This is a genomic window from Pseudomonas sp. Ma2-10 (assembly GCF_054330215.1).
In genome coordinates this window covers 144,359-159,755 of sequence record NZ_JBTEYL010000008.1, presented here as the reverse complement: position 1 = coordinate 159,755, position 15,397 = coordinate 144,359, and the positions used below count along the sequence as shown (strand labels likewise).

The following is a 15,397-nucleotide window of genomic DNA, read 5'->3' as shown; positions in this document are numbered from 1 at the left end:
TGACGTGGGAACCACCATTTAGACAGTCTTGGCCATCCGGCTCGCGATCAACGCCCAACCAAACAGCAACACGCAAACAATGATCAGCGGCCACGAGCGCCATTGCAGATAGGGCGTCAGATTGTGCATCGGCACCACTTCACCGTACAGAATGCCGCGTTCGAACTGCGGGATCTGCACGGTGATCTGGCCGAACGGGTTGATCAAACCGGTCACGCCGTTGTTGGTGGCACGGATCATCCAGCGACCGGCCTCCAGTGCGCGCATCTGCGCCATTTGCAAGTGTTGCAGCGGGCCGATGGACGTGCCGAACCAGGTGTCATTGCTGATGGTCAGCAGCAGATCGCTACGCGCTGCGAGGCTGGCGGCAAATTCCGGGTAAACCACTTCGTAGCAGATAAACGGCGCAATTTGATAACCCTTGGCCTGCAGCATCGGCTGATCCGTCGGGCCGCGGGCAAAGTCCGACATCGGCAGATCGAAGAAAGCGATCAGCCCGCGCAGCACGTCCTGCAACGGCACGTATTCGCCAAACGGCACCAATTTTTGCTTGAGGTACGTACCGTCGCCTTCACCGACCACGGTAATACCGTTGAAGTAACGCTTCTGGTGATGGACTTCCTCGCGAATCGGTACACCGGTAATCAGCGCGGACTGACGCTCTGCAGCGAAACTTCCCATCATGTTCAGGTAGCCCTCGGCGGACTCCTTGAGCACCGGAATGGCCGTTTCCGGCCAGATCAGCAAGTCGACCCGTTTCGAGCTGAAACTCATGTCGCGGTACAGCGCCAACTGCGCGTTGAGCTGCGCCGGGTCCCACTTCATGCTCTGTTCGATGTTGCCCTGAATCGCCGCGACACTCAGCGGAGCACCCGCCGGGGCTGTCCAGGCGTGTTCCTTGAGCGCCATGCCGGCCACCCAGGGGCCAGCCAGCAGCAACACACCCGCGGCGATGAAACCTTTGCGGCCGGTGCGCGCCAGACGCAAAGCGTTATAGATCAGCGCGGCCGTCAGGGCCAGGGTGAAGGAAATCAGCCACATCCCGCCGAGTGGCGCGAGCCCTGCCAACGGGCCGTCTAACTGGCTGTAACCGGAATAAAGCCACGGAAAACCAGTCAGGAACCAGCCGCGAAAGGCTTCCTGGCCGACCCACAACGCCGCAAACGCCAGGGCGTCGGCCAATGGTGCTTCGTTACGGCGCAGCCAGCGCGCCCAGATCCAGGCGGGCAGGGCGAAGAACCAGGCAATCGCTGCCGTGAAGATCAGCATCAGGAAGCCGGCCAGCAGCACCGAAGCGCCGCCGAAGTGATGAATGCTGTAGTAGATCCAACTGGTGCCAGCGCCAAACAGCCCGAAACCGAAACACCAGCCACGGCCCAGGGCCTGACGTGGGCTCAGTTCGCGTAAGCCGGCATAAAAAAAGCCGACCGCCAGCAACGCCAGCGGCCAGATATCGAACGGCGCCAGGGCCAGGGTGGTGAGTGCGCCGGCCGCCACGGCCAGCAGGTTACCGGGCCAGCCGGGGCGGGTTATCCAGCGCATTTCTATCCTTAGTTTTTACCGAGCAATAGGTGTCAGGCGCAGCAGGTGAATCCGACGGCTGTCGGCGTTCAGGATGCGGAAGCGATAAGGGCCGATTTCAGTGATTTCGTTGCGTTTTGGCAGGTGCCCGAACGCGCTCATCACCAGGCCGCCGACAGTGTCGAATTCGTCATCGGAGAATTGGCTGTCGAAGAACTCGTTGAAGTTCTCGATCGGCGTCAGGGCTTTGATCAGGAAATCACCGCTGGGCAGCGGCTTGATGTAGCTGTCTTCTTCGACGTCGTGCTCGTCTTCGATGTCGCCGACGATCTGTTCCAGAACGTCTTCGATGGTCACCAGGCCCGCCACACCGCCATATTCGTCGATGACGATGGCCATGTGGTTGTGGTTGGCGCGGAACTCGCGCAGCAGCACATTCAGACGCTTGGACTCGGGCACAAAAGTGGCCGGGCGCAGCAGGTCCTTGATGTTGAAGCTGTCGCCGTTCTCCTTGAGGATCAACGGCAGCAAGTCCTTGGCCAGCAACACGCCCATCACGTCATCGTGGCTTTCGCCGATCACCGGATAGCGGGAGTGGGCCGAGTCAACCACGGCAGGCAGAAACTCTCGGGGTGTCTGGGTCGCCTTGATGCTGATCATCTGCGAGCGCGGGACCATGATGTCCCGTACTTGCAGGTCAGCGACCTGGATGGCGCCTTCGACGATGGCCAGCGCTTCGCTGTCCAGCAACTTGTTTTGGTGTGCGTCGCGCAGCAGCTCCAGCAGCTCCTGGCGGTTCTTCGGCTCGTGGGCAAACGCCTGGGTGAGCTTACCCAGCCATGACTTTTGCCCGTTGCTCGATCGATCTTCGCTCATAGCGATTACTCTGAATCCTTTGTTGTAACGATAGGGGATGCGTCTGTTTCGTCGTCCGCATACGGGTCGGGAAAGCCCAACTCTGCAAGCAACGTTCGTTCCAGTGCTTCCATTTCTTCGGCTTCATCGTCATCTATATGGTCGTAACCCAGCAGATGCAAGCTGCCGTGAATGACCAGATGAGCCCAATGAGCCTTGAGTGCCTTGCCTTGTTCGGCTGCTTCGCGCTCGACCACCGCCACGCAGATCACCAGATCGCCGAGCAGCGGGATGTCGAGAAACTCGTCGGGAACATCGGCCGGAAACGACAGAACATTGGTGGCGTAGTCTTTCTGCCGCCAGGTGAGGTTCAGTTCACGGGCTTCGTCGTCGTCGACCAAACGAATGGTCATTTCGGAGTCGGCTGTGCGCTGGCGCAGCGCCAGTTCGCACCATTGGCGGAACTCGGCTTCGCTTGGGACCGGCGCGTCGGTGGCCAGTTGCAGATCAAGCTCAAGCATCGTGGCGTTTGTCCTTTGGCGCTTCTTCGGCAACCCGATTTTCGAAGCGCTCATAGGCTTCGACAATGCGTTGCACCAGCGGATGGCGCACGACGTCTTTGGGCTTGAAGTGGGTGAAGCTGATGCCTGGCACGTCTTTGAGCACTTCGATCACATGGTGCAGCCCGGACTTGGTGCCTTTCGGCAAGTCAACCTGGGTGATGTCACCGGTGATGACCGCCGTGGAGCCAAAGCCGATCCGGGTCAGGAACATCTTCATCTGCTCGACGGTGGTGTTCTGGCTTTCGTCGAGGATGATGAAACTGTTGTTCAAGGTACGGCCGCGCATGTAGGCCAGCGGCGCAACTTCGATCACCTGGCGTTCGATCAGCTTGGCGACGTGTTCGAAGCCGAGCATTTCGTAGAGTGCGTCGTAGAGCGGGCGCAGGTACGGGTCGATCTTCTGCGACAAGTCGCCGGGCAGGAAGCCGAGCTTTTCGCCCGCTTCAACCGCCGGACGCACCAGCAGGATGCGGCGAATCTGTTCGCGTTCCAGCGCGTCCACCGCGCAGGCGACGGCCAGATAGGTCTTGCCGGTGCCGGCCGGGCCGATGCCGAAGTTGATGTCGTTCCCGAGAATTTCCTTCACATAGCGCAGTTGATTCAAGCCGCGAGGGCGAATCATGCCTTTTTTGGTGCGCAGGGCGACGGAAGGTTCTGAAGGGGAGACGTTGTCCAGCTCTTCGACGGCCGATTCCTGCAGGAACAGGTGAACCGTATCTGGCGACAGCTCCGTACCTTTGGTTTCCCGGTACAGGCGGCGAATCAGATTTTCCGCGGAAGTGGTGTGCTTGGTTTCGCCGATCAGTTCGAACTGGTTTCCGCGATTGCGGATCTCGATGGTCAGGCGCTGTTCGATCAAGCGCAGATGCTCGTCGAATTGCCCGCACAGATTGGCGAAGCGGCGAGCCTCAAAAGGCTCGAGGATAAAACGATGTGGTTCTATGGGTGCGTTCAAGGTCGTATTTAGCCGCCCTGGGGCAATTAAGATGAAATCAAGGATAACGCCAGTGGCCTGGGTGCGAAAGCTCTTAAATAATCCAGTGCCAAACACCGCCCCTTGTGGGAGCGAGCAGGCTCGCTCCCACAAGAATATGCGGTGTTACGAGATCAGCGAGCCTCGTAGCGAGTGCGGCTGTGCGGCGTCGATGTGCACGTCGGCAAACTGACCAATCAACGTCGGATTGTCGCAGCGGAAATTGACGATACGGTTGTTCTCGGTCCTGCCTTGCAGTTCGCCGGGGTCTTTTTTCGAATAATCGGTCACCAGGATCCGCTGGGTCGAACCGACCATTTGTCGGCTGATCTCGAAGCCTTGCTGGTTCAGGCGATGTTGCAGGGCGTTCAGGCGTTCTTTTTTCAGCGCTTGGGGCGTTTCGTCGGCCAGGTCGGCGGCCGGAGTACCCGGGCGCTGGCTATAGACGAACGAGTAGGAGAAGTCGAAACCGACGTCTTCGATCAGCTTCATGGTCTGTTCGAAGTCTTTTTCGGTCTCGCCCGGGAAGCCAACGATGAAGTCCGAGCTGATGCATATCCCCGGCACAGCTGCACGCAGCTTGCGCAGTTTGGACTTGTATTCCAGCGCGGTGTGGTTGCGCTTCATTGCCGAAAGGATTCGGTCGGAGCCCGATTGCACCGGCAAGTGCAGGTGTTTGACCAGTTCCGGCACGTCGGCGTGGGCCTGGATCAGGCTGTCGGAGAACTCCAGCGGGTGTGAGGTGGTGTAGCGGATGCGGTCGATGCCGTCGACGGCGGCGACGACGCGGATCAGTTCGGCCAGGTCAGCCAAGCGACCGTCATGAGTGGTCCCGCGATAGCCATTGACGTTCTGACCCAGCAGGGTCACTTCGCGCACGCCGTTTTCAGCCAGGTGGATGATCTCGGCGATCACGTCATCGAAGGGGCGGCTGACTTCCTCGCCGCGGGTGTAAGGCACCACGCAGAAGGTGCAGTACTTGCTGCAGCCCTCCATGACCGATACGTAGGCGCTTGGGCCATCGATGCGCGGCTCGGGCAAGTGGTCGAATTTTTCGATTTCCGGGAACGAGACGTCGACTTGCGGCAGCTTGGTCGCGCGGGCGGCATCAATCATTTCCGGCAGGCGGTGCAGGGTCTGCGGACCAAAGACCACGTCTACGTACGGTGCGCGATCGCGGATGGCTGCGCCTTCCTGGCTGGCGACGCAACCGCCAACGGCGATCACCATGTCCGGGTTGGCCAGTTTCAGTTCGCGCCAGCGGCCGAGCTGGGAATACACCCGGTCCTGGGCGCGCTCGCGGATCGAGCAGGTGTTGAGCAAGATCACATCGGCATCTTCAGCGCGAGCGGTGACTTCCAGGGCCTGATGTTCGCCCAGCAGATCGACCATGCGCGAGCTGTCGTACTCGTTCATCTGGCAACCGTGGGTTTCGATGTAAAGCTTCTTGGCCATGGAAAGAGTCATCACGTGATTCAAAGAACCGCGCATTATAGGGAACATGACCCAAGGTTCCTACCGCTGTGCGTCCGGTGGCTATGCTATAGTTCGCGCCCTCATTTTTATCCCCGATGTGTTGCTCGCCCACCATGACCAAACGTGAAGCTCCAATCTACAAGGTGATTTTCCTCAACCAGGGCCAGGTGTACGAAATGTATGCCAAGCAGATCTATCAAAGTGATCTGTGGGGCTTCCTGGAAGTGGAAGAGTTCGTCTTTGGCGAGCGCACGCAAGTGGTCGTCGATCCGAGCGAAGAGAAGCTCAAGGCTCAGTTCGAAGGCGTTGTGCGCAGCTTTGTGCCGATGCATTCGATCGTGCGGATCGACGAAGTCGAGCGCCTCGGTACGCCGAAAATCAGCGAAGCCCGCGGCGCGGTCGGCAATGTCATGCCGTTTCCGATGCCGATGCCTGAGAAGTAAGCCTCAAGAGTGAGCGGCCCCCATCGCGGGCTTGCTCGCGACGGGGCCGTCAGAACGACGCAGAATTCAAGGCAGGGGCGAAAACGGCGTACGCCCATCGGCGCTCTGCAATTCCATCAGATACTTGCGGAAGATTTGCCCCAGTACCTGGGTCGCTACTTCCAGTTCTTCGCGGGGCATTTTTTCGGCGACTTCGTCGGCGGTGTCCAATGCCTCTTCCGCGCCGTTGACCGCCGCCATTTTCAGCACGATATACGCCTGAACGTTATTGGCTGGTACGCCTTCGCCGTGGAAAAACATGGAACCGAGCTTGAATTGCGCCTGAGCATGGCCTTGCAACGAGGCTTTTTCGAAGTAATCCAGGGCTTTTTTGAGGTCGCGCGGCGTATTTTTGCCGGCGTAGTAGAACTCTCCCAACTCGTATTGCGCTTGCGCATCCCCTTCCTCCGACGCTTTCTGGCAGGCGGCGATAGCCTGTGCCAGGTCTTGCGGCTGAGTATTGAGGGTGCAACGACCCATCGCTGGGATTAACAACGAGTTGCCGCCCGCTTGTGCGAGCGCGAGCAGGGGCTGAAGGAGCAACAGGCAGCCCAATGCAAGGGCGCGGCCGGTGCGGTTCATGGGAATCGACTTACCTCTGAAGGGCGCGCGGACCCATCGAGGGATCCAATAAGCGCGCATTATGAAATAAGCAGGGCCAACCTTACAAAGTCTTTACTCGTTTTTCTGCTGCGCGGGGAATATATCGCCAACTTTATTGGGGATTTTGAGCACAGGCGCAGAAATAAGGGCAGGAATGCAGGTGAAAGCTGACGCTGGCAACCGCCAGCGTCAGCGGCACAGCGTTATTTCAATGCAGCAAATGCGCGCTCGGCGGCATCCAGCGTCAGTTTCAGCTCGGTTTCGCCGTGGGCGATCGAGGTGAAGCCGGCTTCGAAGGCGCTCGGCGCCAGGTACACGCCGCCTTCGAGCATCAGGTGGAAGAAGCGCCCGAACAGGCCGGCGTCGCTGGCCATCACGTCATCGAAGGTCACGATGTCGTCGGCGCCGCTGAAGTACAGGCCGAACATGCCGCCGGCTTGTGTGGTCACGAACGGAATGCCCGCAGCATCCGCGCGTTGTTGCAGGCCATCGAGCAAACGATGGGTGTAGTCAGTCAATTCTGCGTGGAAGCCCGGGCGGCTGATCAGGCGCAGGGTTGTCAGGCCGGCCGCCATGGCCAGCGGGTTGCCCGACAAGGTGCCCGCCTGATAGACCGGGCCCAAGGGGGCGATGTGCGACATGATTTCGCGCTTGCCGCCGAAGCAGCCAACCGGCATGCCGCCACCGATGATTTTGCCGAAGGTGGTCAGGTCTGGCGTCACGCCGTAGTGGGCTTGTGCACCGCCAAGTGCGACACGGAAACCGGTCATTACTTCGTCGAAAATCAGTACCACACCATGTTTGTCGCACAGGGTGCGCAGGCCGTCGAGGAAACCTGGCGCCGGCGGTACGCAGTTCATGTTGCCGGCCACTGGCTCGACGATGATGCAGGCCACGTCCTGGCCGACGTCGGCGAGCATGGTTGCTACGGCGTCGATGTCGTTGAACGGCAGGGTCAGGGTGTGCTTGGCGAAGGCCGCCGGCACACCGGCCGAGCTTGGCACGCCTTGGGTCAGGGCCCCGGAACCGGCCTTGACCAACAGACTGTCGGAGTGACCGTGGTAGCAGCCTTCGAACTTGATGATGCTGTCGCGGCCGGTGAAGCCACGGGCCAGACGGATAGCACTCATGGTTGCTTCGGTGCCGGAGCTGACCATGCGCACCATTTCCATCGACGGTACGATCGAGCAGACCAGATCAGCCATCTGGGTTTCCATCTCGGTCGGCGCGCCGTAGGACAATCCGTGCTCAAGCTGTTTGCGCACGGCGTTCAGCACGTCCGGGTGGCTGTGGCCGAGAATCATCGGCCCCCAGGAACCGACGTAATCCACATAACGCTTGTTGTCTTCGTCGGTGACGTAGGCGCCTTCTGCGTGCTTGAAGAATAACGGCGTGCCACCAACGCTTTTGAATGCGCGAACAGGCGAGTTCACGCCCCCGGGAATGTGTTTCTGGGCATTGGCAAACAGGGTTTCGGAACGAGACATGATGGGGCTCTCAAATCAGATTTAGCTATTTAATTACTTAGCAGTTCGTTAAATGCGCGGGCGCGGCGTGTCACTTCAGCCGTGCTCTGGGCGCCAAACAGGCCATGGACCACCGCGAGCAGATCGACCCCGTGGGCCACCAGTGGCGCGGCGTTTTCCAGGGTGATGCCGCCAATCGCGCAGATCGGCAGGTGCAGTTTGCTGCGGGCCTGGTCGAGCAGTTCGAGGTTGCAGGTCGGTGCGCCGGGTTTGGTGTTGGAGTTGAAGAAACGACCGAACGCGACGTAACTGGCGCCTTCCTTGGCCGCTTGCTCGGCGAGTTCGAGTTGCGCGTGGCAGGTCGAACCGATGATCGCCTGGCGACCGAGCAGTGCCCGAACCGGCATCAGAGGGCCATCGGTCTGGCCCAAGTGCACGCCGACGTTCAGGCGTGCGGCCAGTTCGGCATCGTCGTTGATGATCAGTTGGGTCTTGTAGCGATCGCACAGGTCGCGCAAGGCTTCGGCCTCGCGCAGACGGCGGGCCTCGTCGCTGCTCTTGTCGCGGTATTGCAGCAGGGTGACGCCGCCTTCCAGCGCCGCCTCCACGTACGAAAGAAATTTACCTGCCAGCAGTTGGCTATCGGTAATGGCGTACAGGCCACGTAGCTTCATCGGGCAATCCTTTTTGCTTTGCGCATGGACAGTTACGAACAGAAATCCAGCGGCAGGCGGCGCGGCACGAACTGGCCTTTGCCCAACTGCTCCGCATCCCGCAGGGTGCGCCACGTGTAGTTAAGCGCGGTCTGCACGGCACTGGCGAGATTTTCGCCGAGGGCCAGACGACCGGCGAGGGCACTGGCCAGCGTGCAACCTGAGCCGTGATAACTGCCGGGCAAGCGCTGGCAGGTGAAGGTTTCGCGGTGACCGTCGCGGCTATACAGGCGATTGTGGATTTCGTGTTCATCGCCATGGCCGCCAGTGATCAGCAGGTGTTTGACGAATGGCAGGAGTTTTTCAGCGCACTCGTCCGCGGTGCCGTCGGGCAGTTCGGCGAGGATGCGGGCTTCGGGAAGGTTTGGCGTGGCGATGATCGACAGAGGCAGCAGGCGCTCGCGCATGGCGTAGCCGACTTCGTCCTTGCCCAGGCGTCCGCCGCCACCGGCGCGCAGCACCGGGTCGCAGACCACCGGCAAATGCGGGTGCGCCGACAACAGTTCGACCACGGTGTCGACCATTTCCAGGGAACCGAGCATGCCCAGTTTCACGGCCGCGACTTCGGAGTCGTTGAGCACGGCATTGGCCTGGGCCAACACCCACTCACGGTCGAGGACGCGGAAGTCCGTGACGTTGACCGTGTCTTGCACGGTCAGGGCGGTGACGGCCGGGGCCGCATGACAACCCTGAGCGATCAGGGCTTCGATATCTGCCTGCAAGCCGGCGCCACCACTTGGGTCGTGGCCGGAGAGACAGAGGACAACGGGGCGAGAGCTGTAGATATTCATGGTGCGCGAGCTTACCACCAAACATCTTTTTTCGGGTGTCGCCCCATTCGCCCTGGGGCGAGAAAAGTGATGCGCCTTCAGGCCATTGTCACAATTTGACCGGGCAAACAGCTCTAACTCAATGCATTGGGCTGGAACGCCCGTGCTAGAGCCTTTGTAGGAAAAATTTCAATGGTGTTCAATGGCCACCAACGGCTATGCTAGAGTGGATCCAAACCAATAACAGGTAAGACCGGTTTTACGTCTACTCAAAAGGAATGAGGGGCTTCCTGAGATAACCGGACAGGTCACGCTGGGGCTTAAATGCGCTATTTGCTGATGTTGCTGTTGTGCTTGCCCCTCATGGCGAGTGCAGTCGAATTCGACGAATTCACTCAAAGCCTTCCCTTGGGCCGAACCCTGCAAGTGTTCGAAGACGCGGGCGGTCAGGCGACCATCGCCGATGTCCGCGCACAAGCCGCGGCCGGAAACTTCAAACCCCACGACAAAGCCACCCTCAACGCCGGTTATTCGCGTTCAGTGTTCTGGCTGAAAATCGACCTGCATTACCGCCCGAACAACCCCGTGGTGCACCGCACCTGGTTGCTGGAACTGGCCTATCCGCCCCTTGATCACCTTGATCTCTATTTGCCCGATACGGCGGGTGGCTATCAACTGGCACGCCAGACGGGCGATGCCTTGCCGTTCGACAGTCGCGAAATCCGCCAGAACAACTACCTGTTCGATCTGAACTTCACCCCTGATCAAGCGCAAACCCTGTACCTGCGCCTGCAGAGTGAAGGGTCGATCCAGGCGCCGGTCACCCTATGGTCGAGCACCGCCTACCTGGAAGAGCAGCCAATCCGACTGTATGTTCTGGGGCTGATCTACGGCGTGTTGCTGGGGATGCTGGTGTACAACCTGTTCATCTATCTCAGTGTGCGCGATACCAGCTACCTCTATTACATCTTCTATATCGCCTCGTTCGGCTTGTATCAGCTGTCAGTGAACGGCGCGGCCGTGGAGTATTTCTGGCCGAACAACCCTTGGTGGGCCAACGCTGCGACGCCTTTTTTCATCGGTTGCGCAGGCCTGTTCGGCAGCCAGTTCGCGCGCAGCTTCTTGCAGACGGCAACCCACAGTCGTTGGCTCGACCGCTTACTGCTGGCGTTGATTGCATTTAGCGCGGTGGTTGTCGGGTTGTCGTTGATGACCAGTTACGCCCTTGCCCTGCGCCTGGCGACGGCGCTGGCACTGATCTTCACCGTGGTGATTTTTGCCGCAGGAATATTCGCCTGGCTGCGTGGCCTGCGAGTGGCGCGTTATTTCATCATTGCCTGGTCGGCGTTTTTACTCGGCGGCGTCGTCAACACCCTGATGGTGCTGGGTTACCTGCCAAACGTGTTCCTGACCATGTATTCCAGCCAGATCGGCTCGGCGATAGAAGTGGCGCTGCTGTCCCTGGCGCTAGCCGATCGGATTAACGCCATGCGCGAGCAACAGGCACAGACCCTGTTCGATGCCGGTCAAACGCTTGAAGTGATGAACCAGCAACTGGCTCACAGTAACAAGCTCAAGGACGAATTCCTCGCCACTCTTACCCACGAACTACGCACGCCCATGAATGGTGTGATCGGTTCGCTTGAACTGATGCAGACCGTCGAGATGGACCCGGAGCTGGAGCAATATCAGCAAACGGCCGCCGGTTCGGCGCGAGACATGATGCGCATGGTCAACGGCATCCTCACCCTGACCGAGTTGCAGGCCGGCAAGCTCAAGACCTATCCGGGCGTTTTCAGTTTGCGCGAAGTGGTCGAGGCTTTGCGCCTGCAGTTCGAGGGCAACGCGTTGAGCCAGTCGCTGGACTTCAAAGTCGAGGTCACGCCGGGACTGCCGGATCGCTTGCATGGCGACAGCGCCAAGTTGGCGCAATGCCTGGAATGCCTGCTGGATAACGCGATCAAGTTCACTCGGATCGGCGGTCTGGCGCTGCGGGTGACGGGTAAACCCGTGGCGCCCGACCGACTGGCGCTGTCCTTTGCGGTGATCGACACCGGCATCGGCTTCACCGATCTGGGGGAGGCGACACTGTATCAGCGGTTCTTCCAGCTCGATGGCTCGATGACCCGTGAATACGGCGGTCTGGGTGTGGGCCTGGCGATCTGTCGGCAACTGGTCGAACTGCTCGGTGGAAAACTGACCCACCGCTCCGAGCTTGGTCGTGGCAGCCGCTTTCAGCTTGACGTCGAGTTCGAACTGCCCGTGGTGGAGCAGCCGCCAGTGCCCTTGATGAACCGGGAGTTCCCTCGGCTGCGATTGCCTCAGGACTGCACCGTCCTGCTGGTTGATGACAACTGCATCAATCAGTTGGTGATGCGTGGCATGTTGCTCAAGCTGGGCTTCCGGGTGCGCACCGCCGACAACGGGGCTGCCGCGCTCGATCACTTACAGCACGAAACCTTTGATGCGGTATTGCTCGATTGCCAGCTTCCACCTCTGGGTGGCGTGTCCCTCTGTTGCCAGATTCGCGTGTTGCCGGGCTGCGCCGAACTACCGGTATTTGTGATTGCCTTGAGCATTGATCGGGAACGCTGCCCGACCGGTGTCTTGATCGATTATCTGAACAAACCGGTGAAATTCGAGGACCTGCAGGCAGCGCTCTATCGCCGGGTGCTATGTCCAAGGCAAGGCGAAAGCGCCGACATTTAGGCGGGTATGACACTTTGTTAGGTCAAGGGGCGGTGCTTAACTGAAGTTCCTTGGCTGACCAAAGGAGCCCCGTCATGAACCTGCATCAGTTCGCCGAAACCCATGAAGTCACCAACCAGCCGCCCTCGCTGGAGGGCACCAACCTGTATCGCATCGACCTGCCGTTGCAGGAGTGGTCGCGGCGTTTCGGGGCAGGCTGGGCCGAGTCGCGGATCGACGTTTACGGCGCACTGGCCGGCGGGCCGCTGATGGAAGCGGGGTTCCTGGCCAATCAGAACAAGCCGGTTTTCAGCAGCCATGACCGCTACGGTCATCGCATCGACCTGGTGGAGTTTCACCCGGCCTATCACCAACTGATGCGCACGGCGGTCGAGCACGGTTTGACCTCATTGCCTTGGGCGCATCCGCAGTCCGGCGCCCACGTCGCCCGCGCTTCCATGACCTACCTGCACAGCCAGGCCGAGGCGGGTAGTGGTTGCCCGCTGACCATGACCTTCGCCAGCGTCCCGGCGATACGCCTGCAAGCGGATCTGGCGGAGCAATGGCTGCCGAAAATCCTCTCTACCGAATACGATCCGCGCAACGTTGGCATGGCCCACAAGGCCGGGGTCACCATTGGCATGGCGATGACCGAGAAACAGGGCGGCACCGACGTGCGGGCCAACACCACCAAGGCTTTTCCGGTCGGCGCCAGGGGGCCGGGCCAGGCGTATGAACTGGTGGGCCACAAGTGGTTCTGTTCGGCACCCATGTGCGATGCCTTCCTCACCCTGGCTCAGACTGACAAAGGGCTGACCTGTTTCCTGCTGCCGCGCCATCGCCCGGACGACACGCGCAATCAGTTCTACATACAGCGCTTGAAGAACAAACTCGGCAATTGCTCCAACGCATCCAGCGAAGTGGAGTTGCGTGGTGCGCTGGCATGGATGGTCGGCGAGGAGGGACGGGGCGTTCCGACCATCATCGAAATGGTCGCCATGACCCGCTTTGATTGCATGGTCGGTTCCAGTTCGCTGATGCGCCAGGCCCTGACCCAGGCCAGCCATCACTGCGCTCACCGCAAGGTCGGTGGCAAATTGCTCAGCGAACAACCCTTGATGCAAAACGTACTGGCCGACCTGGCCCTGGAAAGCGAAGCCGCCCTGGCCTTGAGCCTGCGTATGGGGCGGGCGCTGGATCATCTGGATGACGAGCATGAAGCCAAATTCGCTCGGCTGGTCACGGCGGTGGGCAAGTACTGGATCTGCAAACGCGCGCCCGGAATGATCAACGAAGCCGCCGAATGCATGGGCGGTGCCGGTTATGTCGAAGACAGCATCTTGCCGCGGTTGTACCGTGAGGCACCGGTCAATTCGACGTGGGAAGGCTCCGGCAACGTGCAATGCCTCGACGTATTGCGAGCGTTGTCCAAGGAGCGGGGCGTGCTCGACGTACTGTTCAGCGAATTGGGTGATGGTCATGGCGACAAACGTCTGGCCGCACACATCATTCAGTTGCAGTCAGCGCTCAAGGACATCAGCGACATTCAATATCGTGCGCGGCAGTTGACCGAAAACATTGCGATGGGCCTTCAGGCCAAGCTGTTGCTGGAGGCGGGCAACGCCGCCGTCAGTGATGCTTTCATCGCCAGCCGCCTCGGTTCGGCCGGTCGGGTGTATGGCGCGTTGCCTCGTGGGCTGGATGTAGACGCGATTGTCGCCCGGTCGACCCCTCAGGGCTTCTGATCGCGCTGACTTGCAGGCAAGATGAAGGCCTGCAAGTCAGAACACAGGATGCTGATCGTGACCGAAGCCTTTATTGTCGTTCAAACCGCCGAGCAAGCCGTGGACCGGCTTGCGCTCTTGCACAATCGTGCAACCACCGCGCTGAATCAGGCGCTCAAGCGTTATCTCAAGGATCGAGTCGAACCGGACGCCGAACAGCGTGCGAAGTTTCGTTATCCCGAACTGCGTCTGACCTACCATTGCCAGGGCGAAGTCCCACAGACCACGCGCGCCTACGCCAAGGTTCAGCTGCCGGGGACTTACAGCGTCACCGTCACTCATCCCGCCGCCTTCCGTAAATACCTGCTGGAACAGCTGGTGCCGTTGATGCATGACTTCACCGTGACAGTGGAAGTCGGTATCAGTGAGCAAAACATTCCTTATCCATACGTGGTTGAGCAGGGCGAAGAACTGGCCGGCTCTGGCGTCACCGCTGCGGTGCTGGCGCGGGTGTTCCCGAGTACGGATTTGTCTGCCGCGACCGATGGCATCGCCGACGGTTTGTACGATTGGGAAAACACTGACCCGCTGCCGTTGGCCTTGTTCGACGCTGCGCGGGTGGATTTCTCCCTGCGCCGTCTGGTGCATTACACCGGCAGCGACTGGCGTCATGTGCAGCCTTGGATTCTGCTGACCAACTACCACCGCTACGTTGACCAGTTCATCGTCCATGGGCTGGAGCAGTTGCGCAGCGATCCGCGTTTCGTGCGCATGGTCTTGCCGGGCAACGTGATCATCGAAAAGAGCATGGACCACGGCGAAGCCTCGGCGATTGCCGCGGGTGTGGTTTGGCACCGCTATCAGATGCCGGCCTATCACCTGATTGCCAGCGACGGCCATGGCGTGACCCTGGTGAACATCGGCGTCGGCCCGTCCAACGCCAAGAACATCACCGACCACCTGGCGGTGCTGCGTCCGCATTGCTGGCTGATGATCGGCCACTGTGGCGGTTTGCGTCAGTCGCAGACGATTGGCGATTACGTGCTGGCGCACGCTTACATGCGCCGCGACGGGATTCTCGATCGGGTCGTGCCGCCGAATATTCCGATTCCGGCCTTGGCCGAAGTGCAGATGGCGTTGCAGCAAGCGGCGGCCAATATCACCGGTGAGAAGGGCGATGAACTGAAAAAACGCCTGCGCACCGGCACCGTGCTGACCTACGACGACCGAAACTGGGAATTGCGCTGGGCTCAGGAGCGTCCGCTGATCAACTTGTCTCGCGCCGTGGCGGTGGACATGGAAAGCGGCACTATTGCGGCGCAAGGTTATCGCTTGCGGGTCCCATATGGCACGTTGCTCTGTGTGTCGGACAAGCCGTTGCACAGCGAAATCAAACTGCCGGGTTCGGCCAACGCTTTCTATGAGCGTGCGGTCAGCCAGCATTTGAAGATCGGCATCGAGGCGGTGGATCTGTTGCGCACCGAACTCAACTCGTTGCACTCGCGCAAACTGCGCAGCTTCGACGAGCCGCCGTTCCGCTGATTGTTCTCATGGTCATTTAGC

At 60.0% G+C, this 15,397-nt stretch carries 13 protein-coding genes; 4 read left to right on the top strand and 9 right to left on the bottom strand.

The window, feature by feature from the left end; genetic code table 11:
- Window positions 1-18: 18 nt before the first annotated feature.
- The 5 genes from lnt to miaB all read right to left on the bottom strand — a co-directional run bounded on the left by lnt (window position 19) and on the right by miaB (window position 5,367).
- Window positions 19-1,542 (bottom strand): apolipoprotein N-acyltransferase, encoded by a 1,524-nt coding sequence (gene lnt, locus ACXPVS_RS12845; RefSeq protein ID WP_458510259.1) that lies wholly within the window; start codon window positions 1,540-1,542, stop codon window positions 19-21.
- Window positions 1,543-1,557: 15 nt separating this feature from the next.
- A complete protein-coding gene (locus ACXPVS_RS12840) occupies window positions 1,558-2,397 on the bottom strand; it encodes an HlyC/CorC family transporter (protein ID WP_008152854.1) in 840 nt (279 codons plus the stop codon).
- Between the two features lie 5 nt (window positions 2,398-2,402).
- Window positions 2,403-2,897, bottom strand: coding sequence for an rRNA maturation RNase YbeY (ybeY, locus tag ACXPVS_RS12835; protein ID WP_458510258.1), 495 nt, complete (start codon window positions 2,895-2,897; stop codon window positions 2,403-2,405).
- Window positions 2,890-3,894: a PhoH family protein gene (locus ACXPVS_RS12830; RefSeq protein ID WP_458510257.1), complete on the bottom strand. Its 1,005-nt coding sequence runs from the start codon at window positions 3,892-3,894 to the stop codon at window positions 2,890-2,892. The genes ybeY and ACXPVS_RS12830 overlap by 8 nt, the downstream gene beginning before the upstream one ends.
- Before the next feature lie 144 nt (window positions 3,895-4,038).
- Complete coding sequence (gene miaB, locus ACXPVS_RS12825) at window positions 4,039-5,367, bottom strand: tRNA (N6-isopentenyl adenosine(37)-C2)-methylthiotransferase MiaB (protein ID WP_458510256.1); 1,329 nt, start codon at window positions 5,365-5,367, stop codon at window positions 4,039-4,041.
- A 134-nt stretch (window positions 5,368-5,501) separates the two neighbouring features.
- Between miaB and ACXPVS_RS12820 the strand changes: the two genes are divergently transcribed.
- Entirely contained in the window at window positions 5,502-5,831 is a 330-nt protein-coding gene (locus tag ACXPVS_RS12820) for a DUF1820 family protein (protein WP_007894425.1), read from the top strand.
- Window positions 5,832-5,897: 66 nt separating this feature from the next.
- Here the strand turns inward: ACXPVS_RS12820 and ACXPVS_RS12815 are convergent, their stop codons facing one another.
- The 4 genes from ACXPVS_RS12815 to ACXPVS_RS12800 all read right to left on the bottom strand — a co-directional run bounded on the left by ACXPVS_RS12815 (window position 5,898) and on the right by ACXPVS_RS12800 (window position 9,443).
- Window positions 5,898-6,452: a tetratricopeptide repeat protein gene (locus tag ACXPVS_RS12815; protein ID WP_458510255.1), complete on the bottom strand. Its 555-nt coding sequence runs from the start codon at window positions 6,450-6,452 to the stop codon at window positions 5,898-5,900.
- A 224-nt stretch (window positions 6,453-6,676) separates the two neighbouring features.
- The gene (gene hemL, locus ACXPVS_RS12810) at window positions 6,677-7,960 is read right to left on the bottom strand and encodes a glutamate-1-semialdehyde 2,1-aminomutase (RefSeq protein WP_458510254.1); all 1,284 of its coding nucleotides are present in this window, start codon (window positions 7,958-7,960) and stop codon (window positions 6,677-6,679) included.
- A 29-nt stretch (window positions 7,961-7,989) separates the two neighbouring features.
- Entirely contained in the window at window positions 7,990-8,613 is a 624-nt protein-coding gene (gene thiE, locus ACXPVS_RS12805) for a thiamine phosphate synthase (RefSeq protein ID WP_458510253.1), read from the bottom strand.
- Window positions 8,614-8,645: 32 nt separating this feature from the next.
- Window positions 8,646-9,443, bottom strand: coding sequence for a hydroxymethylpyrimidine/phosphomethylpyrimidine kinase (locus tag ACXPVS_RS12800; RefSeq protein WP_458510252.1), 798 nt, complete (start codon window positions 9,441-9,443; stop codon window positions 8,646-8,648).
- Window positions 9,444-9,746: 303 nt separating this feature from the next.
- On the opposite strand from ACXPVS_RS12800, the gene ACXPVS_RS12795 reads away from it, so the two are divergent.
- From ACXPVS_RS12795 to amn, 3 genes are all read left to right on the top strand, one after another.
- Window positions 9,747-12,131: a 7TM diverse intracellular signaling domain-containing protein gene (locus tag ACXPVS_RS12795; protein ID WP_458510251.1), complete on the top strand. Its 2,385-nt coding sequence runs from the start codon at window positions 9,747-9,749 to the stop codon at window positions 12,129-12,131.
- 74 nt (window positions 12,132-12,205) lie between these two features.
- A complete protein-coding gene (locus ACXPVS_RS12790; RefSeq protein ID WP_458510250.1) occupies window positions 12,206-13,855 on the top strand; it encodes an acyl-CoA dehydrogenase family protein in 1,650 nt (549 codons plus the stop codon).
- 21 nt (window positions 13,856-13,876) lie between these two features.
- Window positions 13,877-15,376 (top strand): AMP nucleosidase, encoded by a 1,500-nt coding sequence (gene amn, locus ACXPVS_RS12785; protein WP_458510249.1) that lies wholly within the window; start codon window positions 13,877-13,879, stop codon window positions 15,374-15,376.
- Window positions 15,377-15,397: the final 21 nt, after the last annotated feature.

Excerpts from the sequence above, each read along its gene's own strand:
- hemL (WP_458510254.1), bottom strand. The coding sequence starts at position 7,960 with ATGTCTCGTTCCGAAACCCTGTTTGCCAATGCCCAGAAACACATTCCC.
- ybeY (WP_458510258.1), bottom strand. The coding sequence starts at position 2,897 with ATGCTTGAGCTTGATCTGCAACTGGCCACCGACGCGCCGGTCCCAAGC.
- ACXPVS_RS12815 (WP_458510255.1), bottom strand. The coding sequence starts at position 6,452 with ATGAACCGCACCGGCCGCGCCCTTGCATTGGGCTGCCTGTTGCTCCTT.
- thiE (WP_458510253.1), bottom strand. The coding sequence starts at position 8,613 with ATGAAGCTACGTGGCCTGTACGCCATTACCGATAGCCAACTGCTGGCA.
- lnt (WP_458510259.1), bottom strand. The coding sequence starts at position 1,542 with ATGCGCTGGATAACCCGCCCCGGCTGGCCCGGTAACCTGCTGGCCGTG.
- ACXPVS_RS12795 (WP_458510251.1), top strand. The coding sequence starts at position 9,747 with ATGCGCTATTTGCTGATGTTGCTGTTGTGCTTGCCCCTCATGGCGAGT.
- miaB (WP_458510256.1), bottom strand. The coding sequence starts at position 5,367 with ATGGCCAAGAAGCTTTACATCGAAACCCACGGTTGCCAGATGAACGAG.
- ACXPVS_RS12800 (WP_458510252.1), bottom strand. The coding sequence starts at position 9,443 with ATGAATATCTACAGCTCTCGCCCCGTTGTCCTCTGTCTCTCCGGCCAC.
- ACXPVS_RS12820 (WP_007894425.1), top strand. The coding sequence starts at position 5,502 with ATGACCAAACGTGAAGCTCCAATCTACAAGGTGATTTTCCTCAACCAG.
- ACXPVS_RS12790 (WP_458510250.1), top strand. The coding sequence starts at position 12,206 with ATGAACCTGCATCAGTTCGCCGAAACCCATGAAGTCACCAACCAGCCG.
- ACXPVS_RS12840 (WP_008152854.1), bottom strand. The coding sequence starts at position 2,397 with ATGAGCGAAGATCGATCGAGCAACGGGCAAAAGTCATGGCTGGGTAAG.
- amn (WP_458510249.1), top strand. The coding sequence starts at position 13,877 with ATGAAGGCCTGCAAGTCAGAACACAGGATGCTGATCGTGACCGAAGCC.